This is a genomic window from Synechococcales cyanobacterium CNB, assembly GCA_030263455.1.
GTDB lineage: Bacteria > Planctomycetota > Phycisphaerae > Phycisphaerales > UBA1924 > CAADGN01.
On the sequence record SZOZ01000002.1, the window covers coordinates 262304 to 285477 of the forward strand.

The 23174-nt window shown below is 68.4% G+C and carries 23 protein-coding genes; 11 read left to right on the forward strand and 12 right to left on the reverse strand.

Features of this window, described 5'->3' with window-relative positions:
* Positions 1-13 precede the first annotated feature (13 nt).
* The 4 genes from FBT69_02745 (at position 14) to brxL (ending at position 5776) form a co-directional block, all read left to right on the forward strand.
* On the forward strand, positions 14-220 hold the full coding sequence (locus FBT69_02745; GenBank protein MDL1903713.1) for a hypothetical protein: 207 nt from the start codon (positions 14-16) through the stop codon (positions 218-220).
* A gap of 66 nt (positions 221-286) precedes the next feature.
* On the forward strand, positions 287-1348 hold the full coding sequence (locus FBT69_02750) for a hypothetical protein (protein MDL1903714.1): 1062 nt from the start codon (positions 287-289) through the stop codon (positions 1346-1348).
* Positions 1348-3699 carry a BREX-1 system phosphatase PglZ type B gene (gene pglZ, locus FBT69_02755; GenBank protein ID MDL1903715.1) on the forward strand — a complete coding sequence of 784 codons (2352 nt, stop codon included), beginning with the start codon at positions 1348-1350 and terminating at the stop codon, positions 3697-3699. Before FBT69_02750 ends, pglZ begins: the two co-directional genes overlap by 1 nt.
* 10 nt (positions 3700-3709) lie before the next feature.
* Positions 3710-5776, forward strand: coding sequence for a BREX system Lon protease-like protein BrxL (gene brxL / locus FBT69_02760; protein ID MDL1903716.1), 2067 nt, complete (start codon positions 3710-3712; stop codon positions 5774-5776).
* Positions 5777-5908: 132 nt separating this feature from the next.
* Here the strand turns inward: brxL and FBT69_02765 are convergent, their stop codons facing one another.
* Complete coding sequence (locus tag FBT69_02765) at positions 5909-6592, reverse strand: phage integrase family protein (GenBank protein MDL1903717.1); 684 nt, start codon at positions 6590-6592, stop codon at positions 5909-5911.
* Positions 6593-6739: 147 nt separating this feature from the next.
* On the opposite strand from FBT69_02765, the gene FBT69_02770 reads away from it, so the two are divergent.
* Both FBT69_02770 and FBT69_02775 read left to right on the forward strand, forming a co-directional pair.
* Positions 6740-7021, forward strand: a complete 282-nt coding sequence (locus FBT69_02770; GenBank protein ID MDL1903718.1) for a hypothetical protein — start codon at positions 6740-6742, stop codon at positions 7019-7021.
* Between the two features lie 152 nt (positions 7022-7173).
* Positions 7174-9570 carry a hypothetical protein gene (locus tag FBT69_02775; GenBank protein MDL1903719.1) on the forward strand — a complete coding sequence of 799 codons (2397 nt, stop codon included), beginning with the start codon at positions 7174-7176 and terminating at the stop codon, positions 9568-9570.
* Positions 9571-9849: 279 nt separating this feature from the next.
* Here the strand turns inward: FBT69_02775 and FBT69_02780 are convergent, their stop codons facing one another.
* The 4 genes from FBT69_02780 to FBT69_02795 all read right to left on the reverse strand — a co-directional run bounded on the left by FBT69_02780 (position 9850) and on the right by FBT69_02795 (position 12428).
* Positions 9850-10935, reverse strand: coding sequence for a hypothetical protein (locus FBT69_02780; GenBank protein MDL1903720.1), 1086 nt, complete (start codon positions 10933-10935; stop codon positions 9850-9852).
* A 559-nt stretch (positions 10936-11494) separates the two neighbouring features.
* A complete protein-coding gene (locus tag FBT69_02785; protein MDL1903721.1) occupies positions 11495-11701 on the reverse strand; it encodes a hypothetical protein in 207 nt (68 codons plus the stop codon).
* Positions 11702-11844: 143 nt separating this feature from the next.
* Positions 11845-12042: a hypothetical protein gene (locus tag FBT69_02790; protein ID MDL1903722.1), complete on the reverse strand. Its 198-nt coding sequence runs from the start codon at positions 12040-12042 to the stop codon at positions 11845-11847.
* The gene (locus FBT69_02795; GenBank protein ID MDL1903723.1) at positions 12039-12428 is read right to left on the reverse strand and encodes a hypothetical protein; all 390 of its coding nucleotides are present in this window, start codon (positions 12426-12428) and stop codon (positions 12039-12041) included. Before FBT69_02795 ends, FBT69_02790 begins: the two co-directional genes overlap by 4 nt.
* A gap of 189 nt (positions 12429-12617) precedes the next feature.
* On the opposite strand from FBT69_02795, the gene FBT69_02800 reads away from it, so the two are divergent.
* From FBT69_02800 to FBT69_02820, 5 genes are read left to right on the forward strand one after another with little or no spacing between them, the layout of a single operon-like run.
* A complete protein-coding gene (locus tag FBT69_02800; protein MDL1903724.1) occupies positions 12618-12905 on the forward strand; it encodes a hypothetical protein in 288 nt (95 codons plus the stop codon).
* A gap of 33 nt (positions 12906-12938) precedes the next feature.
* Positions 12939-13211: a hypothetical protein gene (locus FBT69_02805; GenBank protein ID MDL1903725.1), complete on the forward strand. Its 273-nt coding sequence runs from the start codon at positions 12939-12941 to the stop codon at positions 13209-13211.
* 21 nt (positions 13212-13232) lie between these two features.
* Positions 13233-13523, forward strand: coding sequence for a hypothetical protein (locus FBT69_02810; GenBank protein MDL1903726.1), 291 nt, complete (start codon positions 13233-13235; stop codon positions 13521-13523).
* Between the two features lie 54 nt (positions 13524-13577).
* The gene (locus tag FBT69_02815; GenBank protein ID MDL1903727.1) at positions 13578-14339 is read left to right on the forward strand and encodes a hypothetical protein; all 762 of its coding nucleotides are present in this window, start codon (positions 13578-13580) and stop codon (positions 14337-14339) included.
* Between the two features lie 3 nt (positions 14340-14342).
* On the forward strand, positions 14343-14708 hold the full coding sequence (locus tag FBT69_02820; protein MDL1903728.1) for a hypothetical protein: 366 nt from the start codon (positions 14343-14345) through the stop codon (positions 14706-14708).
* An 8-nt stretch (positions 14709-14716) separates the two neighbouring features.
* Here the strand turns inward: FBT69_02820 and FBT69_02825 are convergent, their stop codons facing one another.
* The 7 genes from FBT69_02825 to FBT69_02855 all read right to left on the reverse strand — a co-directional run bounded on the left by FBT69_02825 (position 14717) and on the right by FBT69_02855 (position 23159).
* Positions 14717-15268, reverse strand: a complete 552-nt coding sequence (locus tag FBT69_02825; GenBank protein MDL1903729.1) for a hypothetical protein — start codon at positions 15266-15268, stop codon at positions 14717-14719.
* An 85-nt stretch (positions 15269-15353) separates the two neighbouring features.
* Positions 15354-16769, reverse strand: a complete 1416-nt coding sequence (locus FBT69_02830; GenBank protein MDL1903730.1) for a chromosome partitioning protein ParB — start codon at positions 16767-16769, stop codon at positions 15354-15356.
* Between the two features lie 370 nt (positions 16770-17139).
* Positions 17140-18072 carry a nucleotidyl transferase AbiEii/AbiGii toxin family protein gene (locus tag FBT69_02835; GenBank protein ID MDL1903731.1) on the reverse strand — a complete coding sequence of 311 codons (933 nt, stop codon included), beginning with the start codon at positions 18070-18072 and terminating at the stop codon, positions 17140-17142.
* Positions 18069-18680, reverse strand: a complete 612-nt coding sequence (locus FBT69_02840; protein MDL1903732.1) for a transcriptional regulator — start codon at positions 18678-18680, stop codon at positions 18069-18071. Before FBT69_02840 ends, FBT69_02835 begins: the two co-directional genes overlap by 4 nt.
* 102 nt (positions 18681-18782) lie before the next feature.
* Positions 18783-20375, reverse strand: coding sequence for a hypothetical protein (locus FBT69_02845; protein MDL1903733.1), 1593 nt, complete (start codon positions 20373-20375; stop codon positions 18783-18785).
* An 85-nt stretch (positions 20376-20460) separates the two neighbouring features.
* Positions 20461-22962: a DUF3987 domain-containing protein gene (locus FBT69_02850; GenBank protein MDL1903734.1), complete on the reverse strand. Its 2502-nt coding sequence runs from the start codon at positions 22960-22962 to the stop codon at positions 20461-20463.
* Positions 22959-23159: a helix-turn-helix domain-containing protein gene (locus FBT69_02855; protein ID MDL1903735.1), complete on the reverse strand. Its 201-nt coding sequence runs from the start codon at positions 23157-23159 to the stop codon at positions 22959-22961. The genes FBT69_02850 and FBT69_02855 overlap by 4 nt, the downstream gene beginning before the upstream one ends.
* Positions 23160-23174 lie beyond the last annotated feature (15 nt).

Sequence of the window (23174 nt, forward strand, 5' to 3'; positions counted from 1 at the left end):
AATGGAGACCGTCATGAGCAAGACCCCCAAGAACCACAACACGCCCTGGACATCGCAGGACATCAAGCAACTGAAGCAGCTCGCGAAGGAGAACACCCCGACGCGCGTGATGGGGCTCAAGCTGGGGCGCACGCCCGGCGCCGTTCAGGGCAAGGCGTCCGAGATCGGCCAATCCTTGAAGCCGACGAACCAGTCGCCCTACAACCGGCGGAAGAAGTGAGGCTCGTGCTTGAGCGTTCCCATGAGTAGTTCGCACCTAACGCTGCAACGGCAGCTTGAGCGCATCATGCGCGATCTGCAGCCGATGCTCCGCATCCAGGAGCAGATGGAGCAGACTCTGCGGCCGTTTCGCGATGCTCACTTAGACTTGCAGTCGCGACTTGGGATCGATCGGTCATTCATCCAGGCCGCGGAGATCGTCCGCGCCAACGACCGTGTCTTCAGTCTCATGGACCGCGTCAGGATCAATGCGCCGACGCTTCCGGATCTGGGTCTGGTTCACCAGAGTTGGCTGGAACAGATGTCGCCGATTCAGGACGCGGTCGAGCGCCTCCGTGCTTCCTCCGCCTGCTCGCTGGCATCGACCGTGGAACGACTCGTTGCGTCCGAACGACTTCTGGCAGATCTCAACCTTGATCGATGGCGCAACGCCTTCCAGATCGAGCAGAACCTGATCAACCAGTTGAGTCTCCGGACAGGCCGATTCACCGCCTCGTTCGACGCCCTCGCGGAGTCGATCGCTTCCTGTGCCGATCTCACCGCACTTCCGTCATTCGTCATGCCCGGGGCGAGTCGCGAGGTATTCACGAGCGGGCACGCGCTCGTGAGTATTGCGCCCGATGAGGGCACGTCTGGCGAGTACGACGAGACCGACAGCGATCTCCTGGTCGATGTGCGGGATGAGGTGTCCGGCTGCATTCCATTGCTTGAGCGGGTCGATCCAGCACTGGCCAAGGCATATCGAGGTGCGCGAGAGGCGATCGAGAGCGGGGGGACGGATCGCGCCCGGCACGTCCTGGCGTCACTTCGCGAGCTGTGGGGTCACCTACTGCGACGACTCGCGCCGGATGAGGCGGTGTTGCAACACGCCGGTAATGATTCGACTCTCGTGAGCAACGGCCGGCCGACGAGGCGAGCTCGGGTGCTCTACATCTGCCGCCACGTCAATCACGCACCGCTTTCGGACTTCGTTACGCACGACACCCAGGCGCTCGTCAAGATGATTGAGATCTTCAACCGCGTGCATCAGATCGAGTCCGGATTGACGGACGAGCAGCTGCGCGCATTGGTTCTGCGGACCGATTCGTGGCTGCTGTTCCTGCTTCAACTCGAGGAGGAGAACGGGTGATGCCGGCTACCTCCACTTCTCCCGGTTCACTTCTCGAAGCGATCATCGCCTCGCTCGCCGACGCAGCGCGTCATCAGCCGGGAGTCGAGGAGGCGCCGGCGGCAATCCTGTGGACAGATGCGAAGGGCGAGTGGCGTCCGCTGCTGCCGGTGCTGCGCGAACGTTTGCCGCAGTTGCTTACGCTCGGCGAGTACGATCCCAAGACGCGGACCGGACCGGCCATCTGGATCCGTTGTGCGATTGCGCGGACGCTGGATGACCTCGACATGCCCGCGGACGAGATCCCCATCGTCTACATGCCAGATGTGACGCGCCAGGCCCTTCGCGCCGGCGACGAGTGCCCCCGCGAGCTCCAGCCCCTCGTCGAACTCCAGTACCGCGGCGTCGTCTGGACACAGCGCAGCGGACGGGACTGGACCGTCGAGGCGTTCCTTGTCTCTGATGAGGGTGTCGGGCTCGACGTGGCCAAAGACGCGGCTACGAAGCGATCGATCATGGCGTCGCTGCCGATCCTGGCTGATACGCCGTTGAGCCGGCTGAGCGGTCGGCTCGAGGCCGAGGACTTCGACCGGCTCATGGTCGGCGACCAGCCGCGCGATCTGCTCCGCTGGATGAGCGACCCGGGCGGCGCTCGCGAGACCTACATGGGCGAAGGCAAGTGGCACGCCTTCTGCAACCGGTGCCGCGAGGACTATGGGTTCGACCCGGAAGCTGATGGCGAGTTGACCGCAGGCGAGCGTCTCGGCCTGCATGAGGACGCGGCCTGGACATCGCTGTGGCGTCGCTTCTGCGAGTCGCCGGCCGCCTATCCGGGCATTCCGGATCTGCTCACGCGGTCGAAGCCCGTGGGCACCCTCGCGTTCGTCAGAGAATCATGGCCCGACGAAAACCGGGAGGCCGAGACGCGGCTCCGGGACGTGCTCGTGGCGCTCGACGGCGCCGAGGCCAGCGTCGCACGAGCTCGAATCGATGAGCTCGAGCAGGAGCACGCCCCTCGCCGGCGATGGGTGTGGTCGCGATTGGGGTTGGCGCCGCTCGCGCTCGCGCTCGAGCACCTCGCCCGGCTTGCGGAGCGCACGGCGTCCCACGTCGGAGGCGAGTCTCCGGAGGAGATGGCCGCGCTCTACGCCGAGGGTGGATTTCTGGCGGACGACGCCGCGATTCGTTCGCTTGCCGCTGTCCGCTCGGCGGCGGACGCCAAGGCGGTCAGCGCTGCCGTTCGCGCGGTGTACCTGCCGTGGCTGGAAGCGGCGGCGGAGCGCCTCCAGAGGCTGTCGGCTGGCAGTCCACTGCCCTATGCCGGCCAGCAACCGCTGGTGACATGTGACGCCGAGACGTGCATCCTGTTTGCCGATGGACTGCGATTCGACCTTGCGCAGCGGGTCGTCGCAGCGTGCGAGGAACGATCCCTCCAGGTCCGTCAGCATCGGCGATGGGCCGCCCTCCCCTCTGTCACGGCTACCGCGAAGCCGGCCGTCTCGCCGGTGGCGGACCGGATCCGCGGCGTGGATCTCCCAGAGACGTTCGCGCCGGACATCGACGCGACCGGGCAGTCTCTGACGGCGCCACGATTCCGCAGGCTCCTGGAAGAGGCTGGGTATCAAGTCATTTCGGCCGGTGAGTGCGGAGACCCTGGCAAGAAGAGCGCCCGCGGCTGGGCGGAGTTCGGACAGATCGACAGGCGCGGCCACGACCTAAAGGCGGCCCTCGCCGGCCAGCTCGAAGACGAACTCGACCGCCTGACGGAGCGCATCGTCGAGCTCATCGACGCCGGCTGGCGCGCTGTCCGCGTCGTCACGGATCATGGATGGCTGCTCGTTCCTGGCGGACTGCCGCGGCACGACCTTCCTCGCTACCTCGTCGAGTGCAAGTGGTCGCGATGCGCGGCGATCAAGGGCGCCTCGAAGGTGAGCGTCCCAACGGCGGGATGGCACTGGAACCACACCGCGGAGTTCGCGCTCGCTCCGGGTGCCTGCTGCTTCTCTGCTGGTCACGAGTACGCGCATGGCGGTGTCAGCCTCCAGGAATGCCTAGTGGCCGATCTACTCGTGCAGCCCGGAGCAGACACGAGCGGCGGAACGGCATCCATCGTCGATGCGCAGTGGCTCGGCCTGCGCTGCCGACTGACCGTCGAGCCGGCAAATACGACCTGGTCAGTTGACATACGCACGAAGCCGGCGTCGCCCTCGTCGTCCGTCGCCGTCAGCGCGAAGCGCCTTGACGAAGGCGGACGAGCCGGGCTAGTTGTTGAGGACGAGGATCTGGCCGGCGCCGCCGCGGTGCTTGTCGTCCTCGATCCTGAGGGCAGAGTCCTGACCAAGCAGCCGACGACAGTCGGAGGCGGGGACTGAGGAGTACGCGATGACTACGACGACGACCGTTGCGATGGATGCGCTGGACAGGCTCGCGGCCTCGGTCTTCGACGGATATCTCGTCCGGAAGGACCTTGTGCGCAGGTACGCGCGCCAGTATCCGGTGCCGACCTACGTCGTTGAGTTCCTGCTCGGGCGCTACTGCGCAACCGTCGATGAGCGGGAGATCGCCGAGGGGCTTGAGATCGTCGAACGGCAGCTTCAAGATCGTACGGTCAAGACCGGACAGGAGGAGGTGTTCAAGCACAAGGCGCGCGACAAGGGCTCTGTCAAGCTCATCGACATTGTCAGGGCGAAGCTCGACACACGCAACGACTGCTACGTGGCCGAGCTCCCCAGCCTGGCCCTGAAGGACGTGCAGATCTCCGACGCGCTGGTCAACGAGCATGAGCGAATGCTCACAGATGGCTTTTACGCCGAAGTGACCCTTGAGTATGACGCAGTGGTCGCGCAGGAGAAGAACGGCCGCCCCTTCCGCGTCGCCGCGTTGCGCCCGATCCAGATGTCAAAATCTGATGTGCTGGATGTCCTGATCGAGGGCCGCCGCGCGTTCTCTACGGCCGAATGGCGCGACTTCCTGATCCGTTCGATCGGCCTTGAGCCCTCAGCACTTTCGGAACGAGCCAAGCTCGTGGCGATGCTCCGCATGGTGACCTTTGTCGAGCGCAACTACAACCTCGTCGAACTTGGCCCGCGCGGCACCGGCAAGAGCCACCTGTTCCAGCAGATCTCGCCATACTCGCATCTGATCTCCGGCGGCAAAGCCACGGTCGCGAAGATGTTCGTCAACAACGCCAGCGGACAGCGGGGGCTGGTGTGCCAGTACGACGTCGTCTGCTTCGACGAGATCTCCGGCGTCTCATTCGACCAGAAAGACGGCGTGAACATCATGAAGGGCTACATGGCATCCGGCGAGTTCAGCCGCGGAAAGGAGAGCATTCGAGCCGAAGGTGGCATTGTGATGGTGGGGAACTTCGACGTTGACGTGGAGCAGCAGCAGCGGATCGGGCACCTGCTGAGCACGTTGCCCGCGGAGATGCGCGATGATACGGCTTTCCACGATCGTATTCACGCCTACGTGCCCGGCTGGGACTTCCCCAAGCTCAAGGGGTCGGATCATCTCACCGATCACTTCGGCCTAGTCAGCGACTTCCTCAGCGAATGCTGGACGAGGCTGCGGCCGACCAGCAGGATCTCGGTCCTCCAGAACCGCGTGTTCTTCGGCGGCGCCCTGAGCGGACGCGACATCGAAGCGGTGAACAAGACCATCAGCGGCATGGTGAAGCTGCTCTTCCCCGACCCGGCTCAACCGATCCCGAACGAGGAACTCGAACCCATCATCCGTCTCGCGCTCGAAGCTCGTCGGCGAGTGAAGGAACAGCAGAAGCGATGCCTGAAAAGCGAGTTCCGCAACACGCACTTCAGCTACACACTCGGAGTGGATGGAGTTGAGCAGTTTGTTTCAACACCAGAGCTCCACAGTGACGAGGCGATCGATGGGGACCCGCTGCCGCCGGGCCAGGTATGGGCGGTCAGCCCGGGAGGACCGGACGCCGGGCCGAGCCTCTATCGCATCGAGGTATCTGTGGGCCCGGGCAGCGGCGTCAAGATCCTGAATACGCCGGCACCGCCTGGGTTCCGAGAGAGCGTCAAGTTCGGCGAACAGAACCTCTACACACAGAGCAAGGTGCTGATCGGTGACCGCGACCCGCGGCACCACGAGTTCTCGATCCAGATGCGGGCCATGGACAACGACCGATCTGGCGTGGGGCTCGGGCTACCCGTGTTGGTCGCGCTGGCCGGGGCCCTCATGGAGCGCAGCACGAAGGGCGGCCTAATCGTCGTCGGATCTTTGAACCTAGGGGGATCGGTGGAGATGATCCCGAACGCTGTCGCGATTGCCGAGGTCGCGATTGAGAAGCAGGCGAGCACCTTGCTGATGCCCGTGTCGGCTCGCCGCCAACTCAACGATCTGCCGGATGACCTTTGGACGAGGATCAACATCGAGTTCTACGCGGACGTCGCCGACGCGTTCTTCAAGTCCGTCCTCGACTGAGTTTGCAGCTCCCAGCCGTGCCCCCGGAGGACCCGAAATCGACCGACCTGTGCGTTTACCTGGGACTCGGAGTGCGCGTTGACCTGACGTCTCGTGTATCTCGTCAACCTGTGCTACCGCCATTGTCGCCGCTCACCACGCCCTCCCCCTGATCACCTCCACCACCGCCCACGGCGCGATGTGGTCGAGGTAGCGTGCCGTCGTGGCGATGGACCGGTGCCCCAGCTGCTTCGAGATGATCCCGATGTCCACGCCCTCGGCCCGCAGCTCGGCCGCGTGGGTGTGCCGCAGGCCGTGCGCGTGGACCCGCTTCTCGATCCCGGCCCGCGCGCCGAGGCTGGCCAGCAGCCGGCGCACGTAGGACGACGTGACCGGCTCGCCGCGGGCGGTGCAGAAGACGGGCGAGCGGCCGCTGAGGCCCAGCCGCGCCCGGGCGTCGAGCCAGAGGCCCAGCACGGCGAAGGCGCCGGGGTCGAGGCCGATGGTGCGGGCGCGGCCGCCCTTACCCTTGAGGACGCGCACGGCCCCCGACGCGGGGTCGAGGTCCTTGGGGTAGAGGGCGAGGGCCTCGGAGACGCGCAGGCCGCCGCGGTAGAGGACGGCGATGAGGGCGCGGTTGCGGTGGAACGTCGGGCGGCCCCGGCCGCAGGCGTCCATGAGGGCCCGCACCTCGGCGTCGGTCAGAACCTCGGGCGGGAAGCGGCGTCGGGCGCAGGGCCGTGCGGGCCGGGGGGCCGCGGTGGGCATGGCGTCTCTCCTTGGCAGCCGCGCTCGGGGGGCGGGCCGGAGGACACCGGTACCTCGGGCGGGCGTCATGGATCAAGGGCATAATCGCTTGTGGGCAAAGAAGTTGCGCGATGACACCAAAGCGTGACTTTTGGCCGGTCACCGAGCCAGCCCGAATTGCGGGGTTCGAGCCAAAAAACACTCTGCGGGCCGCCTGCCCGTCTGTAGAATTTGCCCGTGGGCCTGCTGCGGACCGACGACGGGTTCGAGCTTGAGACGACGCGCGTCGGCAACATCGTCATGTGCGTGTGCAGGCGTGAGGGGTACGAGGTTTCGGTGTCGTTCGACTGCAAGCAGGAGGCCGTGCCCGCGCTGATCACGACCGAGCAGATGGAGGTGCTGGGGATCAGCCTGTGGACCGCCGGCATGAAACTCGCCCGCGAGGGCGTCTGGCAGCGTTACATGGAGCGGCTTCGCGGGGATGAGGCCGACGCCCGGCGGAGGCTTGGAGGGGGCTGAGCGGGGGTCCGCGCCCCGATCGCTTCGGTTTCGTGCAAAAGCGTGACTTTGGCCCTGGCGGAGCCCCGGCTCAAGGTGCCGAGCCGCGTGGTATCCGGCGGGAAAGAGGACCACGCCGATGAGAACGTGCCTGCGGTCGGTATGCTGCGGGCATGCCTGAAGGGATTCCTGTCCGCGCCAGACCGCAAGACCTGGTCCTGCTGCTGAGGGAGCGGTACGAGAGCGCGGGCCGCAATTGGCACACGTCCGGCGCTGGGGGTGTAGACAAGCGCGAGGGGCCAGTGCGGGTCGTGGTGGTTGTGGGTGGTGCGCTATCCGACGGCTCGAAGCTGCCGCTCTGGGACGACGCCATGAACGGTCCGGTCGAGGCCCGGCTCAGGTCGATGCTTGCGGAGCATGAAGTGCTCTTCCGCGAGTTGTGGGCCCGGCTTGCTCCGGACCCCCCGGGCACTTCGCAGTCCGAGGGACTCGATCTTGAACTGCTCAAGCGCGTCGCCAGCCTTCCCGAGATCTGCAGCGTCGCCACCGGGTTCTCAACGCTGGGCCGCGGTCTGCGCGAGCAGCTTCGAAAACTCTACACGGCCACGTGGGGGGAACGCGCCCCGGGCGACATGCGGGGAGAGGCGGAGGGGGACCTCGCGGAGCCGCGACCGCAGCTCGCTTACGAGCTTCTGGCGCACCTGGTCAAGCACGGGTTCGTCGACCACGTGGTCTCGTTCAACTTCGACGACCTGCTTGAGAACACGCTCGACAACGAGATCGGCCCTGACGGGTACGACCTGATCGTCTCCGACCGGCAGCCATTGCCCCTCGCGCTCCCGCGCCGGCCGCGTTTGATCAAGCTCCACGGCACGGTGCGCGTGCCCGTGACACTGCGGTTTACGCCCGAGGACACGCGGCTCATCACGCCTGAGCTGGCGAACCTGCTGGACGACACGTTCTTCGGGACGGACGGCGACGGCGGCGCGCCCCCGATCGTGCATCTGGTGAGTCTAGGATACAGCTGGCGAGACCGCGACTTCAGCAACTGGGTCGTGCATCGGACCGACCTGTTGAGATCGCTGCTCGTCACGCGACTCAATTCCAAGCTGCCCGAGTTCCTCCAAGTCACACGCGATTCCGGGTGCATGCGCCCCACGAACCCGGAGCGGGACGTCCTCGACGATCTCCGCTCCAAGACACGAGTCTTGTCCGCGGAGGAGTGTTCGACCGACGGGACGACCGTCTCGCTGGACGACCTGCTGTGGGCGGTGTGGGATCAGGTTGCATCCGAGCTTGACGAGGCGAATCGGGTCGTTCCCGCGGCGCGTCACTTTGCGTTGCACTGCCTGTTCCGTCACGGAGAGTCGGCTCAGCCGCACACGGCGGTGCGTCGCTTCTACGTCGAGGCCTTGCTGCACCTGCTCAAGTGCAAGGGGATGGTGAACGCCTCGACGATGGCCCGAACGCACCGCATCCACAGGTACAAGCGCTGCGCGACCAGGTCATCGGAGCAGGATCGGCGTTGGCTTGACACGGCTCTCGGCGGTCTGTGGAAAGAGAGCGGACACTCGGACGTGCGAGAGACGTTCTTCTGCCGGCACGAGACGCCAATGGCCTGCTTGGATGAACTTGTGCGCCGTTTCGGCCGGTTGACGGAGACCGAGCGGGTTCCGAGTATCGGCGAGGACGGGCGAATATCGAGGGCGGCGCCCATCACGCACGAGGATGCTTTGAGGGACTTCTTCCGTCAGGTCTTCGAGTCGGACGAGATCGAGCTCATCGGGGGCATCGACCCCCGGGTCGAGTGGCTCTTCGAGTGTCCGACACCCATCGAGAACACACTCTCGTTGCAGCGGACCACGGCGGCGCTCCTCAGGGACAAACGGTGGACGCACCTGCTGATGGTGGCCGAAACCGGGGGTTGGATTGGACGACCTGATAGTCGCAGTGCGCTCGAATCGGAGAGCGGCGGGGAGCGGCTGGCGCTCCTCGTCCAAACGTCGATGCGAGGCTTGGACGACTGGGTCATGTTCAAGGAGACGATCCGGGGGCAGCTCGACGACCAGTGGCAGTGCCTTGAAAAGGACGGCGTCCACGTGCTGCGTGCTCAGCTCGCGTGGTGGAAGCACAACCGCCATCTGACACTCGCGTTCAATGCCAATGCGGGCGAGTTCATTGGCGGCGTGTACTTCAGGCGACGGCTGAAGTCCTCGCAGGTATCGCCGGTGTACGTTCGCTCTACCCAGGATTGCGCCGAGTTGCTGTTTACCTTCCTCTCGTACACCGAGCGTGCCGTCGACGAGTGGGCTCGTGCCGCCGTAGTCGATCCGAGCGGTGCGGGTGCTCTGAAGAAGGAACTCGTGAAGATGGTGGAAGAGGTGTTGCAAGTTGCTCGTTCCGTCCGACTCGACGGCGACCTTGCCGATCGAAGGGGCCTGCTCGTAAAGCGGCTCGATGATGCGATGAAGCGGCAAGCCACACTGCGACTCCAAGTTTGCACAAGAGCGGCCGCCAGCCAGTTGTCGTCTGCTGAGCCGCAGGCATCGGATGGCGGCCTCGGTTCGTAGACGACGACCGGATGGCAGCCGTTGCGATCGCGGGTCCCCCCGGCGAGCGTAACCGACCGCCGCCGCTGATCGCTGCGCTCTTTCTACAAAGGGTTTCGCTGAGTCGGCACTGCCTGACCACATGCGACGCTGGCGAGGAACGGTCCCGTGATCATCGCGTGAGCGATCTAGTTCGAACGCCGTCCTCGTGCGAGCGACGTGCAACGCGTCCTGAGCAACGCACCGGCGGCAGGATCGCGGGATCCGGCCGCCGGTGCGTTGAAGTCGTGCGAGCAGTTTCTACGGCACCGGCCGCCCGTAGGCATCCCACACCCACGCGGTCCCGTTCCACACGCACCCGTAGAAGTTCTCGTCCACGCCCTTGACGATCGCGCGGTCAACGCCCCACGCCACGGCCGCGCCCACCTCGTCGATGCTGACGCCAAAGGGACGCCCGTGATCGAACCAAATCCACTGCCCGCTGGCGAAGTGGTAGTACAACTGCAGCAGTGTCCTGGTGTTCCCGCCCGCATGGTCCCAGTCGCCGGTGACGAAGAGTCTCCCGTCTTGGGTCGCGGCCGCGCGCGAATCGATCCGCCAACCGAACGGCGAACCGTGGTTGTGCCACTCCCACTTCGTGCCGGTCCACCAGCGCTGTCGCAGCGTTCCGTCGTTGCACGTGACGAACACCTTGTTGGTCGGCATGCCCGCCCCGACGAACACGGCCCTGACTTTGAACCATCCCGGCTCCGGGTAATCGTGATCGACCCAGGTCCACCCCTTCCCCGGCTGATCCCACAACTGCAAGAGCTTGCCCTTGTCGCTGGTGACAAAGACGTGCCCGTCGGCCATCACGCACGGCCTTTGAGCATGGACCTTGTCCCTCTTCGGATGCGGGAAAGGCGTGCTGACGGCGCTCCACCGGACGAAGTACTCGTGCAGGTTGTTGCCCGACGTCACGAAGACGCGGTTGAGGTACATGATGTCGCTCGGCGTACCCGGATTGTCGAACCCCAACTTCGGCAGGAGCATCTGCGGCGTCCCTCCCGGCTGCCAGGAGAGCAGGCGAAGTTGGTTCGACGGGTCTGTCGCTGTGAAGTAGAACCCGCCCGTGAACGAGAGCGACGAAGGCGCCGAGAACTCGAGGTGATCCCCGAACGCACCGTGGTCCTCCCAGCGCCACTGATTGTCGATCCACTCGTGGATCCGGATCTTCTGACCCTCGTCCTCGATGACGAAGAAGTTGCCGTTCGGGGCGACTGCGCCGGGTGCCGAAGTTGTCTGGGCCTGAGCCGGCGTGCCGCTCGCAGCGAGTGCTGCCGCAGCTGTAACGGTCAGGACCCGGCGGGCCGACCGGCGCCACGCACCGATTGTGACACGTGCCATCTGGAGTCTCCTTTTCTGAGTAGGTGCGATACTCGAACCTCGTACACGCTGGATTGACCCAGCTGGCGGTGATCTATCACCTTGATGGCACGACAGCCGCGACATTCCTGTCTGAACGCCCCTTGGCACGTTGCCCATGTCTGGGACGACTGGGTTCTGCCTGACGGACCAGATTCCCTCGGGGGAGCGTGGGGTCGAGGCCCAGTGGAAGCGCGGAACGCAGGTGTCACACGCCCGGACGGGTCAGCGGTTGTATTCGCTACCCGCCCCGATCGAACTCGATCCGCATCGCCCACGCACGCCCACACTCCGCGCAGAGGTCCGGCGCGTTGGTCCCCTCCCCGTAGGCGAACACGCGAACGGATCGGGCTCACGGGCGGCCGCAGCTCGGTCCCTGGAGGGCCGCATGGAGCGCGCGTCTCGCGCGTCGCCCGCTGATCGCTGCGCTCGTTCTACAAAGCGTAACTCTCAGCCCGCCGCCCGGGGCGGGGGGATGGCCGCCCGGAACCCGGCCGCCCGGCCGCGCGCCGCGCGGCAAGGCAAGCCGATATCGACGCTGCTACCCGGCCCGGTCGAACTCGACGTAGTACACAAGCCGCCGGCCGCACGCCGCGCAGAAGTCCTTCGAGCGGTCGCTCGCCTCCCCCGAATACGTCTCGACGTGGCAGCGCACCGGCCCGCGCCCCCCGCCGCAGGCGCGGCAAGGCCGGGAGCGGCGCTCGGCCTTCTCCAACCGCTTGACCCGTGCGCTCAGCCGCATCGTCACCCGTCAACCCCCCAGCTCCGCTGCCCCGAACCCCCCGGCCGCGATGGCCCACGAACGCCCACGATCGCCCACGCCGCGCCCCGTTCACGCCTCCGACCGCTCCCCGCCTACCGCTGGTCCACGCCCCACGCCCCCACGCCCCGTCACGGCCCGGCCTCCGCCGCGAGGATGATGCGGCGCACGGTGCGCACGCGCCCGCAGGCCTTGCACCCGCGCGGCTCGACCTCCGGCTCGCCCTCCTCCTGCAGCAGGACCTCGTCGTGGCCGTGGCCGCCGCACAGCGCGCACGGCCGCTCGCGGCGCTTGCGCTCCAGCCGCTCGATACGCGCGCGGGTTCTCATGCGTTGCTCCCTTCGCGCTGGGCGCGTTCGAGGGCCTCGACGCGGTCGGCGAGGTCGTCGAGCTCGATGCCGTCGCGGCCGAAGCGGAGGATGGCGGCGGCGGCGGAGACGCGTGCCGTGTGCGGGGCCGAGGGATCGCTGAGGATCTGCGCGAGCGTGGTGACCGCGAGTGGGGCGTAGCGCTGCGTGAGCGCGACGGCCTGGCCGAAGGCCTCGCGGCGGGCGCTGCGGTAGGCGGCGCGGAAGGCCGGGTCGTGGACGAGCCAGCGGTGGAGCGTGCGCAGGCCGATGCCGCTGGTGCGCGCGGCCCGCGCGACCGTCGTCTCGTTGATGAGGGCGGCGATCGCCTTCTCCTGGCGGGCGGTGACCTCGACGATCTCGACCATGCCCCCCCCTCAGGACTCTCCCTTGCACCGGGGCGCACGGGGGCGCACCGGCCGCAGGACTTGTCCTCGATGTGCGAACCCTCGGCGAATGCGGCCGGATTCCGCTTGCAAGCCGCGCGCGCATGGGGCTTCATGTGCATGACGCGGGCGGGAAGGCCGCACGCGGGAACAACGCAAAGGAGCACGACCATGACGACGAACGCCGAGCACGACCGCACGAAGGCCATCGGGTACGCCCGGTTCCGGTTCCAGCGGGAGGCCGAGTGGGCCAATCAGAACATCCGCGAGAAGATCGCCTGGTGCCGCCGGAACCTCGACGAGGCCGAGCGACGGCTCGACCAGGGCGAGATGCCCAACACCTGCGGCATCCTGCAGAGCAGCGCCTTCGAGCTCGAGATGGCGGTCGCCCGCCTCGCGGCGATCCGCGACCTCGCGCCCGCGATCGAGAGCCTCGCCAAGGACATCGCCGCCGATTGACCGCCCCGCCACCACGCCCGAAAGGAGACCACCATGACGACGACGAACCCCGAACCGACCGCCGCCGAGGCCTACGCCGCCAGGAGCCGCGACATCGCACGCCTGATCGACGTGCTGCAGATGGAACTCGAAGCCCACGCCAAGCGCGCGGCGGTCGCCGACCGGAACTGGGGCTACCCGGGCGACCTCGGCAAGGTCCGCCGCGACCTGATCGACCTTGCGGCGTTCATGAGCGGCAAGACGACGGAGGAGGTCGAGGCGTTCCTCGACGACGCCGCGGCCGACGACGAGCAGCGCGCCAACTGACCGCGAACCAGGAGACACGCCATGACGATCAAGCCGAACCCAGAACCGACCGCGAACCCCGAACTGGCTGACGCCCGACGCGCCGCGCGAGAGATCGCCCGCCGGGTGCTCGGCGTCCCCAGCGCCGCCATGCGGCAGCCCGACCCGCTCGACGCCCGCGAGACCAACACGCTCGCGCTGGTTGCCGCGCTCGAGGCCGCCTACGCCCGCGGCCACGCCGACGGCGTCGCCCGCGAGCGCCGGCGCAAGCCGCCGGCCCGAAGCGTCTGCCCGCGCTGCGGCGCGGGGCACGAGATCGTCCCTCTGACCTGAGGCCCGCCCGTCGCGGGCCTCGCTGTTTTTGAACCCCGTACCAGGAGACGAACCATGACGACGAAGAGCAAGAGCACGAGCAAGGGCGCGAAGAAGCCGCCCCGCATGTCCAAGAGCGCCGCGCGCGCCGAGGGCGCGCAGCGGACCAAGGCCGCGCTGGCCGCCAAGACCGCGGCCGCGCCCGCCGGGCCGGTGGTCCTGCCCGAGGAGGCGGCGAAGCGCCGCGGCGGCCAGGTCGAGATCGTCAAGACCCTCAAGGGGCGCGCCCCCGCGATCAAGCGCGCCGGCGCGCTCGGCCCGCCGCACTTCGTGATCGAGCACGAGGACGGGACGTTCAGCGTCGCCAGGCCCGTCGCCAGTCCCGACGACCTCACGGTCGTCTACCCCGCCGCCCACGCGGGCGGCGACGACGCCCCGTCCGCCGCCGGGCCGGGCGGCGGGGCCACCGACGCGGCCGCCGCGCCCGACGCCGCACGGGCCAACACGGCGCGCGACGGGGCCAAGCCCCGCAAGCCCGCCAAGGGCGCGGGCGGCAAGGCGGCCAAGGCCGCGAAGCCCGCGCGCGAGGCCAAGCCCAAGCGACTCAGCGCCCTCGACGCCGCGGCGCGGGTCCTGGCCGAGGCGGCCCGGCCCATGAAGGCCCGCGAGATCATCGCGGAGATGGAGGCCAAGGGCCTGTGGAAGAGCCCGTCGGGGCTCACGCCCGACGCCACGCTCTACGCCGCCATCGCCCGCGAGATCGCGGCCAAGGGCGCGGGGGCCCGGTTCACGAAGGCCGGGCGCGGCAGCTTCGCTTTCAACGGAAAGGGGGACTGAGCCGTGAACGAGCGCACCGAGTCCTTCGCCGTCGAGGACGGCTTGCTCGTCCGCCGCGTGACGCCCAAGCGCGGCGCGCCCTACGAGCACCGATGCCCGCTCGACGCCTACGGGGCCGTCGCCCACGCCGTTGACGACGCGGGCGGAGCGCCCATCACCGGCGACGAGATCCAGCGGGCCACCGACCTGCCGTTCTCGCAGGTCGCCACCGCGCTGGCCTTCCTCAAGGAGCGGGGCTGCGTCGTCCCCGCGCACGGGCGGCGGCACAAGGCCGCGCCGGGCAACGCGGGCGTCCACCTCGACGCCATGACCGAGGTCCACGCCCTGCGCGAGAAGGGGCCGGCCGACCCCGCCTTCGGGTACGAGTAGGCCGGGCATCACGCTACCCCCTCACCCGCGATGCTGGTCGCGGGTGTTTCTCCGGCGAGAGCGTTTCGCGTGACCACGACCGTCCCTCCCTTCGGATGCTGCTTGTCCCACCGAACATGGCAAGAGCGGCAGAGCCATCGGACTCGAAGCGGGTCGTCGTAGTCGAAGTGCGCCGCCTCGATGCGGCGATCGGACGCCCCGCATTCCTCGCAGACCTCGGGGTGGACGATGTTGCCGGCCTGGACGTGGTAGCGCACCAGGCTCTGCGCGCTGCGAGCCTTGCGGACCGTCCGCCGGATGGTCCGGCGCCCGGTCGTCTGGGCCCTGACTTTGCAAGCCGCCGAGCAGAAGCGCTGCGCGAGACGGGCAGCGCGGAATCGCTCGCCGCATTGCTCGCAAGTCGGCATGGTCACCGGGTGCTTGGCGCACGCTGCCGAGCAGAACCGTCGGGACGCCCTGCCGACGAACCACTCCCCGCACCGCACACATCGGACGCGGCTCCGAACATAACGGCCGTGCGTCCAGCGGGGGCTGAACCGGCCCACGCGGGATCTGGCCATGCAGCTCCGCGAACAGTACCGGCCCCTGCCGTTGGCCCGCCGCGTCGGCGACGCCGGAACGGGACGGCCGCAGCCGATACAGGCACTATGCACGCCGTACCTCCTCGATCTCCGCGAACGTCTTTCCGGTCCCGTCGAGGACCGGCTGGCGATCGACGAACTGGGACCAGCGCCGCAGGATGACATCTGCATACGCCGGGTCGATCTCCATCAGGTACGCCCGCCGCCCCTGCTGCTCGGCCGCGATCAGCGTCGAACCAGACCCGCCGAAGAGGTCCAGCACGTTCTCCCCCGGCCTCGACGAGTAGGCCATCGCGCGCGCCGCCAGCTCGACGGGCTTCTCGGTCAGGTGCACCATGCTCTGCGGGTTGACCTTCTTCACGTGCCACAGGTCGGGCACATTGTTCGGCCCGAGGAAGACGTGCGCGGCGCCCTCCTTCCATCCATAGAAACACCACTCGTGCGCGCCCATGAAGTCCTTGCGCGTCAGCACCGGGTGCTGCTTGTCCCAGATGATCGTCTGCGAGAAGTAGAGGCCCGAGGCCTTCAGCGCGGGCGGGTAGTTGGCGACGTTGGCGTACCCGCCCCAGATGTAGAACCCGCGCCCCGGCTCCAGCGCCCGGGCCGCGTTCCCGAACCACGCGAGAAGCAGGCGGCCGAACTCCTCGTCGGAGACGAAGTCGTTCACCAGCGGCCGGTCCTTGGCCCGCATCTTTCTCGTCGTGCCCTTCGCCTTCTCGGGGTGGCGCGCGAGGTCGAACCCCTGGTGGTGCGACGCAGCGGACTTCCGGGCCAACCGCTGCCGGTCCTTCTTGCCGCGCTCGGTCGTGGACTTCTCGCACTGGAGGTCCTCGCGCCGCGAGAAGGACGTCACGCCCGCCGCGATCGCGTTGTTCGAGCGCGGCTCGACGCGCACGTTGTACGGCGGGTCCATGTTCACCAGATGCACGCGCCGCCCGTCCAGCAGCCGGTCCACGTCGGGGGCGCTCGCGCTGTCGGCGCACAGCAGCCGGTGCTCGCCCAGCACCCACAGGTCGCCGGGCCTCGTCACCGGGTTCTCCGGCGGCTCGGGCACGTCGTCCGGGTCGGCCAGGCCGGGGTTGCCCGGCGGAGCCATGAGCCGCGCCAGCTCGTCGTCGTCGAACCCGAGGATCGTCAAGTCCAGCCCGGCGTCGCGCAGCGCGCCGATCTCGACCGGCAGCAGCTCGACGTCCCAGGCCGAGAGAGAGGCGGTCGAATTGTCGGCGATGCGGTAGGCCCGCGCCTGGTCGGGCGTCAGGCCCTCGGCGACGTGGACGGGGACGCTCTCCAGGCCCAGCTCGCGCGCCGCCTTCCAGCGCGTGTGGCCGACGATGATCACGCCGCGCTCGTCCACGACGATCGGCTGGCGGAAGCCGAACTCGCGGATGGACCGGGCCACCGCGCCCACCGCCGGGTCGTTGCGGCGCGGGTTGCCCTCGTAGGGCCTGATCTCCTCGATCGGGCGGAGCGCGACGTTCATACGGCCCTCCTAACCTCGAAGCGCGCGTCGTGCGCTGCGACATGATAACGCGCGCGCACGCCGTTCAAGAGCGCTGCGCGGCTCTCACGCGCGCGCGCAACGCGCTCGCACAGCGCACGGGAGCGCACGCCGCAGCAGGGGCGGGCCGCGGGGCGCACCGAGGGATCGCAGAAAATCTCAGCGGGAAGCGGCCGTCAGGCGGCGGGGACGGTCACCGCCACCATCTCACGGCGACGAAGACGCCACCCCGCAGCACTGCCGATCCGAGCCAATCCGTGCAGGACGCGGGGGTTGCCGCCCCCGCTCGCGCCCCACACAACCTTGGGCCACCCGATTCTGCGTTCCTTCGTGCGGGGTTCTGTCGGCTTTGTCAGGAGTCGGAGCCGTCAGAGGCCGTCGTGGATGACGGGCTCCACGGCCCGCCGGCAGGCCAACGGGCCGCGTCGGTATCGGACAGCGGAACAAGAACGGGCTCGAGGAATGTTCGTACGAGCTCGACCACCTCCGCCAGAGGTCGCGTCGCACCGACATCACCCATCTTCCGGATGAACCCGGCCCACTGCTTCCGCTTCGAATCGTCATTGGCGAACGCATCGGTCAATCCAATCGGCAGCTCGGTCGGCATCGGCGTACCTCGACGTTCAAGTGTCGCCGCGATCGCGGCACGGAGCAGGTCCATCTCGAACGCTGTCGTCTGCCGCAGGGTCCAGAGGTCGAAGTAGTCCTTCATCCGGCTGTTCGCCATGCCCAGTACGATGATCGCATCGAGCTTCTCCGCGACGACCGTCTCCGGCGGATACGTTCGCAGCCGGGGCGCGGGCAGGTCGAGCATCGGGCCGAAGGTCAGCTCCCGTGGGCCCGGCGTGATGGCGTCGCCGAAGCCGACATCAATCTGGAGCGGGATCCTTGCGGTGCCGAGAAATGCGAGCATCCGAACTCGAAGCCCGTCGTAGATCGCCTCCTCGCGGATTGCTTCGACCCGCACCGAGGCGGGGTCGAATGCGAGTCCGTCCGGCTCGACATCGATGGCGGCGATCTCCCGGAAGACCTTCGCGAGCCGGTCCGCGGACGGCTCGCCGAATCCGAGCAGATCGACATCCTGCGTGGGGCGGTGCGGCTTGCCGGTCCACGCCGCGAACAGCATCGCCCCCTTCAGCACGAACGCGTCGGCATATGGGCTCCGGGTCAGCCGATACAGCAGCCGCTCGACGGCGAATCGCACGAGCACGAGGTTGAACACCTCGCCACGTTCTCGGCTGTAGTTCAGCAGCCGCTGCTTGACCGATGCCGACACGCCGCTCACGCCACCGCCTCCAGGTACGGACGGATCACCGAGCCGACGCGGCACTTCCGTGCGTACTTGTCGATCTCGCTCGCCGTCGCCCGGCGTTGCCGGAGCGTCTCACGCAGCGCCTCGACCGCGACCTCGAGCCCAACGTGCCGGCGGTAGCGGAAGCAGTCGACCACGCACTTCGCCGGGTTGTAGACCCGAACGCCGACGCCATCGATCTCCACCGTTTCGACCCCGAGTTGCAGCGCCACGCCGGACGCCAGCACGAAACGCATCGGCGGCCGGTCCACCCGCGGCTTGTGGGCACGCCGGTCGATCGTCATCCAGACCTCGTGCGGCAGCTGCGTGCCGATCTCGTGGTACGCCAGCGCCGACAGAAGGCAGACGACGCCGTGCGGCACGCGGATGGCTGCGATCGCCAGGTCGTGGTGCGTCGAGGGCTCCGCCGACGCCGGGGCGTAGGTCCCCCGGGCGACCCTGACGAGCCTGCCCTGTTCGGCCAGGCGGCGGAGCACCTCCCGGTGGATGCCGCGCTCCTCCGCATCGCGGACGCGGATCATCCCCTGGGTTTCAGCCATCCGCATGGCGGCTGCGACGGGATCAGAGGGCTTGGGGGCCATGTGTCAAAGTATCGACCATTGGACGTCATAGTCAACACTTTGCCACGCCGTTCCCACCTGAACCTTCAAACTACTTGAAGCTTCAGGCAGGCACGTCCAGGGTCAGGTCCCGGCTATTGACCTCCCGTATCGCCCCGCGATCCCGGCCCGGACCTCCGCCGGCAGCCCCTCCACGCCGCCACGACGCGGGCGAGGTTGGGGGCTCCCGCCGCACTCCCGCCGGGCGTCCCGCTCGCGGACACCGGCGAACCGGTGGCGTCGTGCGCGACCTCGTTGGCGGGTTCGTCGCCCCGTTTCCCGCCTCGTGCGCCACGCGGAAACCTGTGCGTCACATTGTGCGTCGCGCTCAACGCGACATACGCGATAACGCCTTGTTTCCCAGGCAAATCGCGACAGCTCCAGGGCATTCGATTCCCCCCGGCTCCATTCTTCCGAAACTCCGGGACTTGCGGAAGCGAGCCGCAAGTCCCGGAAATCTGCGGAGTTCCGCGCTTCGGCCCGCTCCGCGTCATTCCCCTGTTTCTGCTCGTTTCCGGCCCCATCCGACGCCTTCCGCTGCGCCTGGCGCTGCGCGCAGGGCGTGGCCTTCGTGGGGGTCGCCTTGGCGGCCCGCTCGAAGAGTTCATCCGGGACGGCGTTGGCGTAGTGCTTGCCGCTGATCGTGATGCTGTGCCCGATCCACCGGCTCACGGCGAACTGCGGGAAGGTCATCGCCCATTCCTTCTCGCACGACGAGCGCAGCGTCTGCCACAACCGCGCCCACGGCTCGACGCTCGCCTTCGCCCAGATGCGACGCACGCGCCGGATGACCGCCCCCTTGCCGCCGATGGTGACCAGCGGCGCTTCGCCCTCGGGCATCGTCTCGAAGCGGTCGCGCAGCAGCGCCATCAACTTCGGCGTGATCGGGACCACCCGCTGGTCGTGGCCTTCCCAGCGCTCGGTCTTGGGGCTGTGGACGGTCAGGCGTGCCCGCTCGAAGTCCACGTCGGCCCAGGTGAGGCGGTGCGACTCACTGGGGATGCGGAGCCCGGCGTACCGAGCGAGGCCGAAGAGCAGCCGCCATTCCGCGTCGGGGCAGGCATCGAGAACCCGCTGAATCTCGTCGGGCGTGATGTACCGGGTGTACTTGCTCGGCGTCGGCCCGCTCCTTAGCGAGTCGAAGGGGTTGGCGTCGATGACCTTGCGGCGCTTCGCCTCGCCGAGCATGGTCTTGACGTTGCCGCAGTGCGTCCGGATGGCCGCCTCGGATAGGCCCAGGTCCTTGAGCGACCGTCGCCATGCCGTCGCGTCCTCGGCGGTGATCTTCCGCAGCGACTTGTTCTTGTCGAAGAAGGCCAGCAACTTGGTTTCCGTCTGCCGGAGTTTGCGGGTGCTCTCGGGCTTGAGTTCGTCCTTCCGCTCCGCGATGTACCGCTCGACCAGCGTGCCGATGGTGGCGCACTGCCGCTCGGGCACGAGACCGACCGCCGCGAGTTTGACGTACAGGCGATCCTCGAGTGACGACAGCCAGCGCGAGGTATCGTCGGTGGGCGAGTGCCCGTGCAGCGCGGCCGCGGCGAGGTCCTCGACGCGAACCTTGAACGCATCGGCGTAGCGCTTGGCGACCTGCCCGAGCGTGATGTGCCGCGGGTTGCCCGCGGCGTCGTGGAAGGTGATGAACCGGCTGCCGTTCTTGCGGGTCGTGATGCTCGCCATCGGGCGGACCTCCGTGTCGCCAGTCAGGCTCGGACGGGCCGAGTGTCAAGCGGAACTGGGGGATTCGGGCGGAATGTGGGCGGAATCACGCGCCGTGCGGCGGGGCTGTGCCGCCTGACGCCGACGAAACCGACGGAACCCCGGCCTGCTGGCCACCCGTGGCGTTTGGGGCCGCCGTGGGCGGGGATGTGTCGGAGGCGGGAACGCGGCCCCGCAGGACGAAGCGCCGCGACGGCCGCCCGCCACGCGGCCCCGGCGCGGACCACGACCACTCGCCATGCCCGGCCTTGGCCAGCGCATCGAGTTCTGCGTCGGCATCCGTCGCCCGCGCCAGCGACCGGAGGCGTTGCCAATCCCGGATGCTGACCGAGCCGTCGTGGCGTGCGATGAGGGCGAGGTGGCGACGGGCGACGCGCTGCTCCGCGGGCTCGGTGATGCTGAGCCGCGCGTGGCGCTCCGACGCGGCGAGGTAGTCGGCCCACGCGATGGCGGCGGCCAACGTCTGCGCATCGATGCGCGGCGCTTCGCCTGGCGTGCCGCAGCGGCCCCAAGTCGTCAGCGCGTGCAGCGTGAGCGCGATGCGCAGCGAGAGGCCACACAGTTTGCCGCCCCATGCGCGGCGTTCGGCCAGGTCGCCAAAGCCCAGAGCGGCCTCGGTGCGGAGTTGGAACGCGTGGTAGAGGCCGTCGGCCTCCGGTGAGAGCGCGATGACGGCGGGGCCGGTGTCGGGATCTTCGCTCGGCTCGAACGACAGCAGGCGGGCGAGCGCGGCCTGCCACGCCTCGCGGACGGACGCTCGCACCGGCTCGGGCCGCACATCGCGCATGCCGACGAGGTCCGGCGGGGCGATGACGGCGAATCGCGCCAGCAGGCCACGCCCCTCGGCCTGCGGGTCGCACCACACCGCTTCGACCGCCGCCCGCTGCACGCACAGCGCCATGGCCAGCGCCGGACGATCGATAACGTCGGAGGGACGACCAACCCGCTGCGCACGGATCGGATCGCCCGCATGACCCTTGAGCAACGCGCCATAGTTCCGCACGCCGGAATAGCGACCTTGCACGATGTCCAGTGCGTCTCCCTCAGCGCTGGCGAGCAGCGCTCGACCGTGGTTTTCCTTCATCTGCCGCACGAGCGCTTCCGGCGTGGGCTCACTGGCCAGCAGCGCCGGCGCGGTCGGCACTGGCGTCGCCTCCATCTCCTGGGCGAGCCGGATCGCCTCACCTTCGACGACCGCCCGCTTGAACGGGTCGGCCACCTTGCCCGCCTGATCCTCAATCGCGCGGATGCGTCGCTCGGTGATGCGGTGCCGCTGGGCCGCCGCGGCGATGACGGGTCGCATCTCGCGACCCTTGTCTGCCTCCCACTTCAGGATCGGCCGCAGCAGTTCCGCCAGCACGGCCGACTTGCGTGTGCCCGGCTCGGAAAGCACCAGCGCCCACAGCGGGGCGGGCTCGATGTGATCGCCATGCCCGCGGACGCACGAGACGTTGCAGATGCACGCCGACGCGACCGCCAAGCCCAGCAGCGAGGCCATGTCCGGCGGCGTCTGCGTCGAGCGGGCCAGGTCGGCGAAGTAGTCTCGGATGTCAGCGGTGGCGGCGGGGAAGAGCGCGGCGAGGTCGAACGCGGGGCGGTCGTCCGGATTGTGGTCCACAGGTGCCTCCGGTGCGACCGGCTCGGCTGCCACGGCCAATGCATCGATCTTCGCATGCACCGCCTCGGCATTGCCGCCCTCCATCGCGAGCACATCAACGATGTCGCCACCAGGTGGGACCGCGGTCCAGTGCTCGGCGAGCCGCACCACGCGGACTTCCTGTGCGCCGGCGGCGTGGCACAATCGTGCGACCTCTTCGGCGTAGGCATCGCCCGCAGCGTCACGGTCAGGGAAGATCACAGCGACCTTGCCCTTCATGACGGACCAATCGGACTTACCCGCCGCCTTGCTCCCGCCAGCGCTGGTCGTGGCGACGAGGCCGATGGCCCGGGCCGCGTCCACGCATGTCTCGCCCTCGACGATGTAGACCCACGCCCCGTCGGGCAGCCGCGACAACTCAGTCAGGTGCAGAAGCGGCCGCGGCTCGGGCATTGCGCCGATCACCCAGCCATCACCACGGCGAGACACCGGACGGACATCCTTGCCGCCCGTGGGGAGGTTCCAGCGAACTGTCTCGCCGACGGGTTCTCCCATAGCGTCGCGGTAGACCCAGCGACTGGAGCACGGACCGAGCGTCCGTGCGAGCGCGGCTACGGCCTCGTCCGCCGTTGCGTACGCGCTCGATAGGCTTGGCGTGCTGGTCGTGCGAGCAACCGCACGGCGTGGGGCGCAGCTGCCTCCATTCGAATACCCCGGCATCAGGTCCTTCATCGCCAGGCCGAGGGCTGCGACGATCGCCGCTGTGTCGCAGCCCGCGTGGCAGTGGAGCAGACATCGGTCGTCGTCACCCGTGCCGATGCTCAGACTCGGGTTTGCGTCCTCGTGCGAGGGGCAGGTGCACGACCAACCGTCGCCGTTGCGCCGAACCTTCACGCCCTTCGCGCGGAGAGCGGCCAGCACGGCCTCCGTCGGCGTCGTCGGGGTCCTCATCGGACACCCCCGTTCTCGCCGCGCTTGGCGCTGTCGATGAACCGCCGCAGGTCGGCGGGGTCGATCCGCACGCTCCGCCCGAATCGCACGGCGGGCAGGCGGCCATCTCTCACCAGCGTCCGCAGCGTCCGGTCGGTGACGCCGAGCACCTGGGCGGCCTGGCGGTATGTGAGCAGGGGCGGGAAAGCGTCGGTCAGGTCGGGGGGGTGACG

Excerpts from the sequence above, each read along its gene's own strand:
- FBT69_02745 (MDL1903713.1), top strand. The coding sequence starts at position 14 with ATGAGCAAGACCCCCAAGAACCACAACACGCCCTGGACATCGCAGGAC.
- FBT69_02750 (MDL1903714.1), top strand. The coding sequence starts at position 287 with ATGCGCGATCTGCAGCCGATGCTCCGCATCCAGGAGCAGATGGAGCAG.
- pglZ (MDL1903715.1), top strand. The coding sequence starts at position 1,348 with ATGCCGGCTACCTCCACTTCTCCCGGTTCACTTCTCGAAGCGATCATC.
- brxL (MDL1903716.1), top strand. The coding sequence starts at position 3,710 with ATGACTACGACGACGACCGTTGCGATGGATGCGCTGGACAGGCTCGCG.
- FBT69_02765 (MDL1903717.1), bottom strand. The coding sequence starts at position 6,592 with ATGACGCCCGCCCGAGGTACCGGTGTCCTCCGGCCCGCCCCCCGAGCG.
- FBT69_02775 (MDL1903719.1), top strand. The coding sequence starts at position 7,174 with ATGCCTGAAGGGATTCCTGTCCGCGCCAGACCGCAAGACCTGGTCCTG.
- FBT69_02780 (MDL1903720.1), bottom strand. The coding sequence starts at position 10,935 with ATGGCACGTGTCACAATCGGTGCGTGGCGCCGGTCGGCCCGCCGGGTC.
- FBT69_02790 (MDL1903722.1), bottom strand. The coding sequence starts at position 12,042 with ATGAGAACCCGCGCGCGTATCGAGCGGCTGGAGCGCAAGCGCCGCGAG.
- FBT69_02795 (MDL1903723.1), bottom strand. The coding sequence starts at position 12,428 with ATGGTCGAGATCGTCGAGGTCACCGCCCGCCAGGAGAAGGCGATCGCC.
- FBT69_02800 (MDL1903724.1), top strand. The coding sequence starts at position 12,618 with ATGACGACGAACGCCGAGCACGACCGCACGAAGGCCATCGGGTACGCC.
- FBT69_02805 (MDL1903725.1), top strand. The coding sequence starts at position 12,939 with ATGACGACGACGAACCCCGAACCGACCGCCGCCGAGGCCTACGCCGCC.
- FBT69_02810 (MDL1903726.1), top strand. The coding sequence starts at position 13,233 with ATGACGATCAAGCCGAACCCAGAACCGACCGCGAACCCCGAACTGGCT.
- FBT69_02815 (MDL1903727.1), top strand. The coding sequence starts at position 13,578 with ATGACGACGAAGAGCAAGAGCACGAGCAAGGGCGCGAAGAAGCCGCCC.
- FBT69_02825 (MDL1903729.1), bottom strand. The coding sequence starts at position 15,268 with ATGGCCAGATCCCGCGTGGGCCGGTTCAGCCCCCGCTGGACGCACGGC.
- FBT69_02830 (MDL1903730.1), bottom strand. The coding sequence starts at position 16,769 with ATGAACGTCGCGCTCCGCCCGATCGAGGAGATCAGGCCCTACGAGGGC.
- FBT69_02840 (MDL1903732.1), bottom strand. The coding sequence starts at position 18,680 with ATGGCCCCCAAGCCCTCTGATCCCGTCGCAGCCGCCATGCGGATGGCT.
- FBT69_02845 (MDL1903733.1), bottom strand. The coding sequence starts at position 20,375 with ATGGCGAGCATCACGACCCGCAAGAACGGCAGCCGGTTCATCACCTTC.
- FBT69_02850 (MDL1903734.1), bottom strand. The coding sequence starts at position 22,962 with ATGAGGACCCCGACGACGCCGACGGAGGCCGTGCTGGCCGCTCTCCGC.